Here is a 13,037-nt window from a genome sequence, read left to right as displayed (position 1 = left end):
CGAGGATGTTCCATTCTTCATCAGTGAGGCTGCTGGAATATGGCATGGTACCTTGGTTCAAGGGATTTCAGTACCTTAATTTGAGATTGTAAAGATGTCAAATGGGTTCTATAAGTTCCAGTAACCCGAAACGGAGAATTCCCTCCACTTGGGCTAATCAGAACCTTATCAGGAGCACGCTCACCCGAATTCAAATAGCTATTGAGTACAACCTCATTACTTAAAGAGGCATCAGAAGCAATCAAAATCAGGCGAAAAGGTGATTTGCTCCCCTCAAAGGGATCGATGAATTGCTCCTGTAGCCAATCCGCCAACCGATGAGCAAATAATGCTCCAGCCCCATCCCCAGCCAGTTCATCTACCATCACAATAATTGTAGAAATCCGTTTAGAAAACTCCTGCCGCTCCCGTCGCCCTGCTGGAGTATTTGGCTTTTTGCTAAAAAGATTTCCCAACCCCTCAACAGTCGTTGAACGCGCTGTTGCCCGATACCCCTGAATTGCTGCTGTCATGACCAGCCGATTGGTCTTGGGGTTCTCTTCCAGTAACCGTCGGGCCGCCCCTGCAAGCGTCCGCAAAACCCCTGGACGCCGAGATGATTCCACCCGATCTTCCCGTTCACTGCGCGATCGCTTAAACCGGGCCGAGGTAACAATATTGCAATCAATCTGGTGCTCTTCATCAGGCGTCACAAATACCGTATTACAAACAGGTTTTGCCAGCCCTGCTACCCCATCCACGACAACCGCACTATCCACCACCCGATTCTCCGACCCCTGCTTGGCTCTCTGTTCCTCATACCATTGAGGTGCAGCCGCAATTAGCTTGGAATTGGTTGTCACCGTCAAAATGCCACTGGGTTCCCCTTTGTCTTGAGCAAACTTAGTGGTCACATCTCGATTGATAACTACCCTGGGACTGACGTAGAGAAATAAATACCCATTCCTTTGCTGCTTCAGAAACTGAGTGACAGCCGTTGTCTTTCCAATTCCTGGGTTACCTTCTAAAGCCAAAACATTTAATTGCCCCACTTGAGCAGCTCGCAGTCCAGCAATTACTGCTGCTGCATGAATACCCCGCAAGGGTAGTTGATTATTTTGAGGGTTCTGTTGCTGAAAAGCTTCTGTAATACAAGCTTTTGGGCTATTTCCCCCAAAGAATTCGATTAATTCACGGGTTTCCTCAACCGCTGCGATCGCCTCATCACAGGCTACAAGCTGCATGGGATTGTGGAAATGCTCTAAGGTTTCCTTAAACAAGTACTGGAAACTGCCATTAATATCTGGTTGCTGGGCCAGTTGCTTGGCTTGCTCCTTAAACTCACGGGGGAGCGATCGCACCAGTTTATTAAACACCGTACGAATCTCTGCATTAAGAGCTTCTTTAGAGACATCATCTCCAATCTTTCTCATTCGGCAATAGGCTGTCCCGAGCGAAGCCATCAGCCGAGTTCTAGGATCGGGTTCGGGGTCATTGCCAGTAAACTGAGCCGCAATACTTTCAAACCCATTCGAGGTAACAGCGATCGCCCGTGTATTGCACACACCGTGCAATCGCTCTTTGGCTCGTAGCAGCCGCACTAGGGATTCAGTATAGGAAGATGCCTGACAAAGCTTATAAAGAGGCTTATCAGAGCCACTAAAAGCCACCAAGTGATTCGCCAGATTTGAACTGATTAAAAACTCATCCTCACTCACCTCAGCACAGATTCTTGAAAACACTCCTCGTGAGTCCAGATAGCGAGCATAACGACTAATCTCTTCACGATGCGCTTCTTCAGAACGAAAATCTGCAAGCTTACCGGGTGCGTTATAGGAAAATTCCAAACAGAAAATTGCATGATTTGCTTTTGCAGTCTTTCCCTCTTTTCGCTTCTCCCTCTCCTCACGCTGCCTTGAATTTTGGCGTCCACTCGATAACCACAACAGAAAATCTGCCCGAGCAGGCTGCCCTTGCCTAACCCATCCCAGATCACAATGCCCCGGCAAATCAAAGGTTGATTGAAAAGCCTGTGCCGTTGCTTCAACTTCCTCATCCCGTTGAATTTCGACTCCAGGTAGTACCAGGGGGCACCAGATAGCTTCGAGTCTGGGTTTACGCAATGCGCTATGCCCTAGACACTCTCGTATCGCTGTCCAACCCAAACCATAACCCAGCACCAAAAGATGGCGCACTGCCGTCTTAGCCCAATCCTGAGCATAGGGGTCGCTCAGATCCAAAGCTTGAATCAGACGGGTATAAATATCAGAATTCCTGGCTTTTCTCCAAGGTTCTAGAACCTGGTGTTGACCATCGAGTAATCCCTCATGGATCAACCATTCTAAAACACCTCGTTGCACAGCAATTTCAAAAACACGACCAAGGTTGGAGGATTGATTAAGAAATGAGGGTTCCACTACTTTCTCCGATGCAAGACACGAGAGACATGGCAGAGTAAAGCTGGGTAGCTAAGCAGCACTTTTCCCCTACGACGGGTATGCATGATCTCAACTTCTCCTGCCGCCTCAACTGTGGCCGGAGAAATCCAGCTAAATGGATCTAGCACCGGAATGAGTTGTCCCTTTTTCTCTCCACGCTCTGCTTCAATGAAATGCAACCCGCGTAGCAGTGAGAGCAGGCAAGGATGAACTTCAGACCGTTGATCAGCATCCACCAGGTGCCGTCGAGGACGTTCCATCCAATCAACCTCACCCACCCGCTGATCCGACACCAAAAAATACACACAAAAACCAGACTGAGGGCGTTTGTCCTCTTGCACCACGTTCAGGGTCGCAAAGGTATAAACCGGGATCACATTCCGCACCTGTAACTGGTTAAGGTCACGCAAGAAGGTCGTATGGTCCCCCGCCCGTAAAATCTCAAATGCAGCCTGGTCCGCATCACGACGTTTCAGCCTTGTTGCAGGAAACACATCCCTTAGAAGGGTATAAATTGTCAGATCAGAAAAGGTTTTAGAGATTTCTGCCAGAAATTCCTTAGGAGTTAAAAGGGAGTTGTAATCAGCAGCTCGGTTGAGGTGACGCCCCCCATAGGCATGGGAGAGCAAAATAATATGCTCACAACCCTGCGCCTTGAGGTAGCTGATCTCCTCCTGGACTAACCGTTGCTTACCCAGTTGCTCCGGGGTATCCACAATATCCACCTGCATTCGCTCAGCCTGAAGCTGATACCCCACAAAAGGATGCTCGATCACCGTTGCGAGATAGCTTTGAGCCAGCAATAAGTGCCCTTTTTCGTTGTTAGGGAGAATAGGCTGCTCATCGCATGGTCGTGTCGCATAGGAGATTAAGCCAACTTTGGGTACTGATGGCACTGTAGGGGTGCTGATTGCAATCGGGAATGCACTGAGTAGGGCATCGAAAACGCCAGCCTTGACATACTTCGAAGCGAATCGCTCTGGATTTAGATTATGCAGGGAAATACCTTGCATCCGAATCTTGATGTCCTGAGCTAGAAGAGCTTCAATCGATTGAGCCGCAGCATAGACATAATCATCGCCATTACCCTCCTCCCTGGACTTGCCCGTTTCTTGAAGTCGTAGCATGAGGGTAGTGAAGTCATGGGCACTCTCACCCTTTAAACGCTGAGTAATCCTCCACAGACAGCAGTAGGTAAATATTGTAAAAGCAGCAACAGCCGCCGCATGGAATTGCTTGCTATCGTCCGTGCTCCTCTCCCGTTTTTGAAGGGTTTTAATGTCGTATTCAACATGCACCGAAGCAGGCAGTATCCAATCTTTTGCATCAGAGGCGGATTCAACAACTTTATAAACCCAGGAATCCTCTTTTTTTTCAGAACAGTAAGGAACCCAGCAGACTTGAAGAAGCTGAGAGGGAAGCAGGCGTTGAGCCTGAAGCGAACATTCCTCACCTCGAACCACCAAATTATGCTCAGAGATTTCCGTTGATACACTCACTGAAAATAGGGTGCCTGGAACATCAGGAGTCTTTGAAACCTCAATATGGCGAAACCACTCCACCTGTTCACGAGATCGCTGAGGAGAACTTACCAGCAAATCTTTTACACCAGGTTCAGCTCCTTCCAGACGCGACCATTCAACAATCGTACGTTTGACACAGATGAATTGTTGAGAGGAGCGCCGCTGGACCTGAGATATAATTCTCTGACTTTTCGTACGAAGCACCTCAACTAGTGCTGTGGCGATCTGATCCATCGTAGAAGATTGTTGCCGCAGCTCCTGCAACAGGTTTTGAACCGCCTCTTTCCCACCGGATTTCAGTTGGGCAAGCCGTTGTTGTACCAGTGAAGATACATCTTGATCCTCCTGAGTACCAGCGTTTGGTGTTACGACAGCAAGAAAAAGCAGCTCCGCAAGCCGCCGACAAAGCCGTCCTGGCTGAGACTTTGATAAAGCTTCCCAATCATTTAGCTCCTCTTCAATGTCATCTAAGCGACTTGAAAAAGCAGCCTTGCCTGTCTCAGGCTTTTGACCATTCACCCGAAAGCGGTAACTGACTTCCCGTACAACGCTATAGCTGGTCGATTCTTGATTTCGCGTCTTTTCTTCAAAAATTTGAGTCTTCCACTCAGCCCAGACGGGTAAACAACTGTAAAAGGTTGCTTTATTCAGGTACTCAGATAGCTCAAACTCAGCCACTGTTCCATAATGAGCACTCAGATCAACGGTATACCCTACTTCATGGGCTGTTTCAAATAAGCATGAGGCTCGATGAACGTATTCAACTAACGCTTGGTGCCCTGGCTTACGGACGGCTTGAGCCTGATCTGCGATCGTCTCCATAATCTGGAACGCGATCGCCAGTCTTACCCGTGCCAATGCCTCATCATCTAGAAAATTGAGAAACCGTGTAATCTGGCTATCAATCCTGATTTGTTCATCTTTGAGACTATCAATAGCCGATTCTATATCGTCTTCATCGTAATCACGATGAATCGCTAAATAATCACCCACAGCACTACACATGCGCTCAAAGTAATCAGCGGCATCAATCCGTTCAATCGCCGAAATGACCTTGGCAACTGGCTTATCTTTTGGCGTTACCTTATCTTCTGCCATAAAAGCCAGGGGAATCAGGTTCGCTGAATGGGCTTGTGTTTTATACGAGGCTCCTACGCGCTTAGCCAGGTTCTGAAACTGTTGCTCTGGCTGCTCTAGAAGTAGAGAAGATAGAGGAACACTTGTAGGTGAAGCTGAATCAATTGCCTGATCAATAACAGCCATCAATTCATCAACTGCTTTTGCCAACCTATCAGCACTTCCTTCAGATAAGTTTCCTCCAACCCGAGAACGCATCCCATAGGCCGGATTAGTAAGCTCCCAGACAAACCCACGACCTTTCGCTGGATCAAAAAACTGACGAAACTCGCGCTGTCCGAAAAGTCTACGCAGAACAGAAGAAGTACATACCCTCAAACGCCTTTTCTGATCATCAAACAAGATTGCCCGTCGCTGCTTGGGATCTTGAGTCTCTGGCTCAGCATCGGCACTCACTGGCACGGCTTTGGAAACGAGGCTGATAAGTGTCGCCAGATCAATAGAAGGCTTAACAATATGTGCCGAAATTTCGGCACCACGATTTTGTAGTGTCATAGCTTTGGTCCTTGTATAACCAGTCTTAGACTGCTTCACCCACAAAGGCGACCAACCTGAGTAGATGGAAACTAATTATTCTCTAACTTAGTTATGCCCTAAGTGTCAAGATCAGAGATCATTTCTATTTACAAAGCAACGAGGCTTGAGGAAGGAGTTCTTAGATTCAACGCAGTTCACAAGCCTATTTTCAGGCATGGGGATATCTCAGTAGAGTTCTAAGAAGCATCAACAAAGCTTTCAGTACTCTAGGAGCAAGAGATAGAGAAACCTGAGGGAGTCAAGCTCCTTCTCTTTTCCACGAGAAAAAGGGTGAGCACAGAATTCCTCTCATGCCGCCCCTATGGTTTGCAATGTTGTGAAAGCCGTCAAAATTGAGAAGCAATGCTACTTAAACCAGTATTTTTCTCGCAAGACTCTAAATTTCCGATCAGCCATAAAGCAGGGGTTGCAGTCTTCTGCCCAGAACGAAGAGCAATTGTACTGTAAGTTACATACAGACAAGCATGTTATGAGTTCTCTCAATACACCCGCTGTTTTTGTGCAGAAGTATTTTTAGAAATTAACCAAATATTTACAAAGTTTTCACTAATTGATCCCTCATCTTTAAAGACACAGATGATTATTCTTTGTAAATGAGCAATGATAGAAAGGTGCCTTGGCGATCTGCATTCCTTCATGCTCGTTTAGGCCACCCTCTCATCGTTGTCTTAAGATGCAGTAAGGTATGCCGAAAAAGAAGGACTTTTGGGAATTAGCAGATTCCACTATTCTGGGACGCACTAAAAAGAACGAGTTGCTACAAATCGCCCGTAGCGAGCATCAGCAAGTTCAGTCCTATCGCGCTCAAGTTGAAGCCCAATCTCAGCAGATTGGAATTCAAAGCCAGTTAATCGAACAGCTCAGAAGCCAGCTTGAACGAGAAGGGAATGTTCATCGGCAGGTGCTCTCAGACCTCTTCCAAACCTTTGAAGAGCAGCAGCATAATCACGAACAGGAACTGCGCCGACTACAACAGGAGGCCAGGGATTGGGAAAACGTGGCCCAGGATTATGAAGATGCAATCGTTACCTACCGCAGTGAAATCTCCTATCTGCAATCCGTTGTCCAACGCATCAAACAATTCGGGCAAATGTCTCCCCTCGAAGCAGGGCAAGCCTTTGTAAAATGGCTATTTGGTTCTAAAGCAGAGGAAGCTATGGAGCACTGCTCCAGTTGCAATGGCATCATTACCTCTTTGACATATAACTACTGCCCCCACTGTGGCATCGCTCATCAGCCCGTGCGGTCTAGCCAAAAGGCTTGATCTGTTATGAAAACGATTACCCGAAAACAACTCATTGAGTTTGGAGCAAGTAAGTACCAGGCAGAGCTGGTTACAAAATCCCTTGCCCCTCTTCGTAAGCAAGGTAGCGCCAATGTATACGACCTATTTATGGTGAGCGATCGCTGCAAGGAATTACTGGAAAATAAACGCCTCAAGGAATCGACCCGAAATGCCATTAAGTCTCTGCGATGGAGCATATTGGCGCTGGCTGAACAAATCCAGGATGCCCCTTTTGGCATGAGTGGCCTCGAGCAGTTGGAATATGCAGACAAACTCCATCAACGCGCAGATAGCTTGTTTACTCAGGCTCAGGATAAAGCGAACCGCATAAAGAAGAGTTCTACGAAGAAGGCTCCTGCGACCAGCGCTAAAGGGAAAAAGAAATGAGCGAGTTAGCTAAAATCCTCAATTCAGAAACAGCCCTAACGCAGGCTGAAACAAAAATTGCTCAAACCAGGCAAATCAAAGCAAGACTTAAACACCGGCGTAACGATGGCAAACTGCTTTACGACAATTGGCAGGGCAGTAGCAACTGGCATCAGTGGCGTATGCACCAACTAGAACGACAAGGATGGAAGTGCGTCTGCTGCGATAAACAAATGGGGTTTGGTGAGAAGACGTATCTAGCCAACGGAGACTTTAGACTGGAACCTCAGCATCCTACAGTTGAACACATCCTTCCCAAGTCCCTTTTTCCAGAACTTGCTCTCGATCTACAAAACCTGGTGATGGTCTGCTGGGCTTGTAATAAAAAGAAGGGAAGCAAGATGGCGATCGCCTCCAGAATGCGCCATAAACAATTACAAAAGAAACTCAACTTCAAGGAATGAGCCTGCCGCCAATTAGCTCTACCACCAAGTATGCAGCAACTCACCACTTAAGAAGAACAAGTTTCCACTTATGTAGAAATATATTCAGAAGCTCATTTAGACACAAAAGATAATCAGGGATTCCACACTTTACTTCAAGGTCATATAAATGACGGTCTATTCCAAACAAAATCCTCCTCCTAACCAATGGGTCTCCCTCGTCAAGCGCAGTATCCATGAACCCGGTACCGTTGAATGGTTAGATTCAAATATTGGTAATTTATTAAGGGCTGAGATCCACGCCTGTGGATATTGGGGAAATATTGACCATATTTTCACTGAACCCTGTCAAGAGAACCAATGGTTGTATGATCCTGAAACAGAATCTTTTACAGGTTACTTCATCACCCAGTATGAAAATCTTTATGGGTTTTGGTCACACACCTATGCCTATCGATCGCATTTCTTCCAAATCTTCACGACCTCTGAAAAGCGCTCCTACTATACAGCAGGCGATCCTCCCCAATTTCTAATTGATGATCTGGCCGATCAGGGTATGGAGGTTGTGATTTGGGATAAGGAATTGAGCAAAGATCATCCTCTTTTGCAAAAGGCCAAAGCAGAATGTGAGGCTCTTGATCCTCCACTCAATAAATCTATTGCAACCAGAATTTGGAATAAATCAACTTCTGAGACATTCCCAAGTGAGTGGGAGGCGAGAAAGCAGAAGCATCTCAAACAGAGTTAAGAAAAGTTTCCCGTTGGCACATAAGACAATTTATGATTTTCGGATAGTCACAGCAGGGCCATTGCACAGCAAGCACACTCACATGCTTTCATCCTTAAAGTACCAGTTCAAAAACTTGTGAGGCACAGCAGGTGCAATCTACTGACATTGGCTGTAACTCTTCGAATTAGGTTCCATTGAGTGAGAGAAAAAGGCGCAATTGCCTATTTTTACCAGCATGATCAGGACTTACGCATTGATGTTGTGGTTGGAGTGCTTCGCACCCCAACCACAACATCAATACACTACGGATAGTGGGCTTGCGTAAGCCCTGATGATAAGAAGTATCTTCACAACCTAACGTTCATCTATTCAGGCGATCGCTCCTCCACTCGCTCTGGATACTGAGTGATCACCTACCTCCAACAGCAGCAACAGAAACGAAAGATTGAGAATCTGGTGGGGTACTTGTATGAGGCGATCGTTTCTGGGTGGAATTTGCCAGCATCGCAAACGTCGTCGATTGTGCCACAAGGGTTTAATGAGTGGTTTAACGGGGCAAGAGCGCAAGGGTTAGTTTTGGCGGCTATAGCGAGCGATGGGGTTCACTACACGTTGCATATCCAACAGGGGTGGATACCCACAACACAACTAATGCAAGAAAGCCTCCGCTGACGCAGTTTCCATTCAATTGGTTTCCCCAGCGAGTGGGAACTGAGTGTAACACCAACACTTACCACGACAGGTGGACGTTTCCATTAGATTTAATCGGAAATAAGGAGGTGGATTAACGAAGAAGGGATCGCTCTTTCCATCCCTCTTTCCATCCCTCTTTCCATCCCTCTTTCAATTAGGCAACGGCTAGTTGCCGTTGACTCAGTCGGAAGTTGTGGAGTCCACAAGCAGTCTCCATTACAGTATCGGTAAAGTGACCGTTCGGGTTCTCAGCGGATGCACCACAATGTTGTACCGCTTGATACCTCCAATGTGATGCTCTATTTGCACACGCTCCCGAGATATCTCCTGATTGCGCTCTTTGTCTGCTTCGCTCAATTCGCCGTTACGGGGTTTCTTCTTCGGTTGATGCGTCTTTACACCTTCGGGTTCATACCCCTGAAAACCAGTGTCTTTCCATAACTGGGTGCCTTCGGGAAAACGGTAATCCTCCTCATCACAAATCGCTTTGTCATGTTTCTTTCCTTCGTAGGTGTCACTCAGGTACAACACCTTGCCTTGACGCTGGCTGATGAGCAGATTCTTCACCGTAAAGGTTTTCTTTTTCCCACTGTAATGCTGCTTGCGCTCATCTTTGTCCTTGGGGCGAGGAATGCGTCGTTCGGTGCCATCGATAATCAACTCCAAACCCACACATTCTTGGAGCACCCGCTCTAATCGCCAGGGACTACGCTCGGGCAGTTGTTGCTCATATCCCAATGCCTGATTCAGAATCGGCGTGAGCTTATGCACCCAATCGTGCGCCTGAGGTTGCCCAATGCCAAACAGAAACCCTTGCACCTCCTGCGTTGGATACAGTCGAAAGTAAACCAGGATGAACAGCAACTTATCTCGGCTATCCTGCAATTGTGCCTTGCGTCCCCCACCATAGCGTCTGGCTCTGGGTATCTGGATGTGATGGTGCTCTAAATAGTCTTGCCATGCTCGCTCAAAGCTCACCCATAATTGCTCAAACTCGCTCACGCGCAGCCCAGTCAAGCTTTGCAACACACGTGGTTTGTTTTGCACTTTGGGGTAGCTCAGCATCGTTCTTACCCTGTCCTTGTCCTCTGTACCTGGCTTTTAGCCTACACTATTTCCGATTAAGTCTATTTAATTGTGGTTCCCAGCAAGTGGGAACGAAAAGTTTGCTTTCAGCCGGAGTGTCCCTTCCCTGTTTCCATTCAATTGTGGTTCCCAGCGAGTGGGAACAGCCGGACTCTGGAAGGCTTGCTAGTCAAGCTTTTCAGAACCCTGTTTCCGTAGGGGTCTATTCTACCTGTCAATTGTATGCCATCATTCGCATTAAGCTTCCGGAAAAAGTGGCTGAATTGCTTTCCTGGTAAGGCATCCATAGGGGTCAACAAGAGAATCACTGTTTTGGCGATCGCCCGACCCCTACGACTTTTGAGAAAATCTATGGTTCACCGGGGAGCAAGGTATCTGGGGTGTACTCAAGAAGCAATTCCAGCTTCCTGAAATAGGTATTGAGCATTCAGGCTCAAATCGGGTAGCAGGGGATCAGTGAGAGGACGATCGCCTCGGAAGATCTGAGGTGGGCGATCGGGTACAAAGACCGTGATGCTTTGAGATTTGGGATCAACGATCCATACCCTCAAAACCCCAGCAGCGAAGTAATCAAGAGCTTTCTCAGTCATACCGCCAAAGGTTTGATCGGGAGAGATGATTTCTACGGCCAGATCGGGTAGGACAGGGCAGGGGCCATCTTCGGTAAAGTCTTTGGGCAGGCGTTCCTGGGATACAAACAATAGGGCAGGAACGGGAACCCAGTCTTTTCCCTCCCGTTTTAGGGTGACAGCCCACTCTATACCCACTTCTCCCCGCTGACGACCCCAGTGTTCCAGAATCAGGAGCAGGGCTTTCTGGGTGCGAGAGTGGAAGCGTTGGGGAGCCGTTTTGGGAACTGCGACACCGTTGATAAGCTCATAGGCAACGTCACCCTCCGGGAGAGCGAGGAAGGCTTCAAGGGTGAGTCGATCTTGAGGAGCCTGCACCATAGGGATGCCATGATAAACAGATGTCTTGATTTTACGATCATCTGCAATTTTGGGGTGCGCTTCAAACTACGTCTGGCGGAGAATAACCATGACAAGCATCCCATCACGAAACCGGATTTTGTAGGAGTTGGGCGATCGCATTTTCCTCCAACCATCCTCCCAACTTCACACAATCCTGCTCCTGACGTGAGTTTTTACGCTGGTTATATTCGTATCTGACAATATCCTCAAACATAGCGAGAGGAAGAAGTACAACATCTGCTTCCATATCATCGTCTATAAAAGAAACTCGTTCTATCTTGAAATCAAATCCAGTCCAACGAATCGTGGATAGATGAATATCTGTATAATTCTTGAAGTTTCGGATTATACCATTTCGTTCAAAACTAGGATTTCTTTCCTTAAAGAGCATTTTCCAAATGAGATGATGTCTGACAAATTTACGTCCTGTTGAGCAGTCCGAACATACCTCCACTTCAACCCCTTCAATCGTCAAAAACTGCCTCTCCATTTTTCGAGGAGTTACCTTATCTACAATGTCCTCTTGAATTGGCTCTGGCTCCTGTGACATGGTCTCACCTGCAATATGGAAGGAAGATTCTAACGAAGAAGGTTTTATCAACTTGAATGGATTGGGTTGATCCGTTCGCGTCCAGATAAGGCGAATCGGATCAGCCTCCAATGCCGCCATACCTGGATAATTCTCATGGAGGAAAGGATGCTTTTCTATCAGCGCCACAAGCTGAAAGGCTTGTAGAGCCAACATCTCAACACCCGCGATAGGCCGAATGCTCAAATCTTCTGCAAAATGCTTATTCTCTTCATCAAACGAGAACCACGGCCCCACCTCGATCGCAATCCCATTGCATCGCGTCCGCCACCAGGATGCCCCTTTACGTCGGACAAATTCTGCCCAATGGAGACGAGTTGGCCTCTTGTTACTGGCTTTGAAAATTCGACGCAGCGTAGAAGGAACCCTCCCACCTCCGAAGTAGCGAATATTGACTGTGGGCAGATCGTGATGGGGGGATTTAGATGTCATCCCAAAAATGATGCAGTACCGGGAAATTTTGCTGAGAGCATCCTGCAACGCAATTTCAGAAGGGGTAATCTTTTTGGGCGGAACGGGGGTGTTATTCAGTAAGGGATTGTAGAGATTGATATAGTGGGCTTCCCGTACTCCCAACTGCTGGACTTGCCCACTGCAATCTAACCATGCCAATCGGACGGGCGATCGCTTACCAATGCGCGTCAATTGCTCCAGTCGATGATGATCTCGCCAGCGCTCCACCAAATTAATGGCCCGACCAATATACAGAACCCGCTCTTTGCTATCAATAGCAAAGTAAATGGCAGGACAAGCAGGAAGTTGATCCCGTTGAGATAACAGACGTGATGGAAGCGTCAGCAGATTAAATTCAGGATGTAGGAGCATGACTGAAGTAGGCCCAGCAACTTCATCATTCCCGAAATCCAATAGAGACGATTATCACTGGGCGAAGTTTGAATGGCGATCGCCCGCACTCATGGGGTCTGTAATGCAGCCCGATTACCATCTTGTCCCTCAGTTCTGGGAAAAACTGCAAATTTGAAAAGCCCACTTTCCCAGAACTCAAGGGATATTGCATAGCTCCACGAACCAAGCTTGAGGAGGGCGATCGCCCACTCCAACATCAGCACCAGACTCGCAACCCTGAATCCTAATGTATAAATGCCTGCCCTCATTTGAGGACAGGCATTGAGGTTATACATAGCTGAGGACTTTATAGTTTTGCCCCCGTGGTGTTATAAGCGATTTCATCAGTTTTAGTATTGCTCATATATGCTTGTGCTCGTTTCTACCAGGGGTAAGAACTCCAGGAGCCAAAAG

At 47.3% G+C, this 13,037-nt stretch carries 11 protein-coding genes; 6 read left to right on the top strand and 5 right to left on the bottom strand.

Annotated elements, in window-relative coordinates; genetic code table 11:
- Positions 1-20: 20 nt before the first annotated feature.
- Together NDI52_RS30280 and NDI52_RS30275 are read right to left on the bottom strand one after the other, a co-directional pair.
- A complete protein-coding gene (locus NDI52_RS30280) occupies positions 21-2,396 on the bottom strand; it encodes a hypothetical protein (RefSeq protein ID WP_348256896.1) in 2,376 nt (791 codons plus the stop codon).
- Positions 2,396-5,572: a hypothetical protein gene (locus tag NDI52_RS30275; RefSeq protein WP_348256895.1), complete on the bottom strand. Its 3,177-nt coding sequence runs from the start codon at positions 5,570-5,572 to the stop codon at positions 2,396-2,398. Before NDI52_RS30275 ends, NDI52_RS30280 begins: the two co-directional genes overlap by 1 nt.
- Before the next feature lie 727 nt (positions 5,573-6,299).
- Between NDI52_RS30275 and NDI52_RS30270 the strand changes: the two genes are divergently transcribed.
- The 5 genes from NDI52_RS30270 (at position 6,300) to NDI52_RS30250 (ending at position 9,110) form a co-directional block, all read left to right on the top strand.
- Entirely contained in the window at positions 6,300-6,878 is a 579-nt protein-coding gene (locus NDI52_RS30270; RefSeq protein ID WP_348256894.1) for a hypothetical protein, read from the top strand.
- Positions 6,879-6,884: 6 nt separating this feature from the next.
- A complete protein-coding gene (locus NDI52_RS30265; RefSeq protein WP_348256893.1) occupies positions 6,885-7,286 on the top strand; it encodes a hypothetical protein in 402 nt (133 codons plus the stop codon).
- Entirely contained in the window at positions 7,283-7,729 is a 447-nt protein-coding gene (locus tag NDI52_RS30260; protein WP_348256892.1) for an HNH endonuclease, read from the top strand. The genes NDI52_RS30265 and NDI52_RS30260 overlap by 4 nt, the downstream gene beginning before the upstream one ends.
- 148 nt (positions 7,730-7,877) lie before the next feature.
- The gene (locus tag NDI52_RS30255; protein WP_348256891.1) at positions 7,878-8,456 is read left to right on the top strand and encodes a hypothetical protein; all 579 of its coding nucleotides are present in this window, start codon (positions 7,878-7,880) and stop codon (positions 8,454-8,456) included.
- A 387-nt stretch (positions 8,457-8,843) separates the two neighbouring features.
- Positions 8,844-9,110, top strand: coding sequence for a hypothetical protein (locus NDI52_RS30250; RefSeq protein ID WP_348256890.1), 267 nt, complete (start codon positions 8,844-8,846; stop codon positions 9,108-9,110).
- 237 nt (positions 9,111-9,347) lie between these two features.
- Here NDI52_RS30250 and NDI52_RS30245 read toward each other — a convergent pair whose 3' ends face one another.
- The 3 genes from NDI52_RS30245 to NDI52_RS30235 form a co-directional block, all read right to left on the bottom strand.
- Entirely contained in the window at positions 9,348-10,196 is an 849-nt protein-coding gene (locus NDI52_RS30245; protein ID WP_348256889.1) for a transposase family protein, read from the bottom strand.
- Positions 10,197-10,603: 407 nt separating this feature from the next.
- Positions 10,604-11,167 carry a Uma2 family endonuclease gene (locus NDI52_RS30240; protein WP_348256888.1) on the bottom strand — a complete coding sequence of 188 codons (564 nt, stop codon included), beginning with the start codon at positions 11,165-11,167 and terminating at the stop codon, positions 10,604-10,606.
- Between the two features lie 103 nt (positions 11,168-11,270).
- A complete protein-coding gene (locus NDI52_RS30235) occupies positions 11,271-12,602 on the bottom strand; it encodes a GIY-YIG nuclease family protein (RefSeq protein WP_348256887.1) in 1,332 nt (443 codons plus the stop codon).
- On the opposite strand from NDI52_RS30235, the gene NDI52_RS30230 reads away from it, so the two are divergent.
- Positions 12,601-12,759 (top strand): hypothetical protein, encoded by a 159-nt coding sequence (locus NDI52_RS30230; protein WP_348256886.1) that lies wholly within the window; start codon positions 12,601-12,603, stop codon positions 12,757-12,759. The two genes, NDI52_RS30235 and NDI52_RS30230, sit on opposite strands and share 2 nt — an antisense overlap.
- The last annotated feature ends 278 nt before the right edge of the window (positions 12,760-13,037 follow it).

Source organism: Leptolyngbya sp. PL-A3 (genome assembly GCF_039962325.1).
Lineage (GTDB): Bacteria > Cyanobacteriota > Cyanobacteriia > Elainellales > Elainellaceae > Vacuolonema.
Note: the sequence above shows the minus strand (reverse complement) of the source record. Positions and strands in the feature narration are given on the sequence as shown.

Excerpts from the sequence above, each read along its gene's own strand:
- NDI52_RS30275 (WP_348256895.1), bottom strand. The coding sequence starts at position 5,572 with ATGACACTACAAAATCGTGGTGCCGAAATTTCGGCACATATTGTTAAG.
- NDI52_RS30270 (WP_348256894.1), top strand. The coding sequence starts at position 6,300 with ATGCCGAAAAAGAAGGACTTTTGGGAATTAGCAGATTCCACTATTCTG.
- NDI52_RS30265 (WP_348256893.1), top strand. The coding sequence starts at position 6,885 with ATGAAAACGATTACCCGAAAACAACTCATTGAGTTTGGAGCAAGTAAG.
- NDI52_RS30260 (WP_348256892.1), top strand. The coding sequence starts at position 7,283 with ATGAGCGAGTTAGCTAAAATCCTCAATTCAGAAACAGCCCTAACGCAG.
- NDI52_RS30255 (WP_348256891.1), top strand. The coding sequence starts at position 7,878 with ATGACGGTCTATTCCAAACAAAATCCTCCTCCTAACCAATGGGTCTCC.
- NDI52_RS30245 (WP_348256889.1), bottom strand. The coding sequence starts at position 10,196 with ATGCTGAGCTACCCCAAAGTGCAAAACAAACCACGTGTGTTGCAAAGC.
- NDI52_RS30240 (WP_348256888.1), bottom strand. The coding sequence starts at position 11,167 with ATGGTGCAGGCTCCTCAAGATCGACTCACCCTTGAAGCCTTCCTCGCT.
- NDI52_RS30230 (WP_348256886.1), top strand. The coding sequence starts at position 12,601 with ATGACTGAAGTAGGCCCAGCAACTTCATCATTCCCGAAATCCAATAGA.
- NDI52_RS30235 (WP_348256887.1), bottom strand. The coding sequence starts at position 12,602 with ATGCTCCTACATCCTGAATTTAATCTGCTGACGCTTCCATCACGTCTG.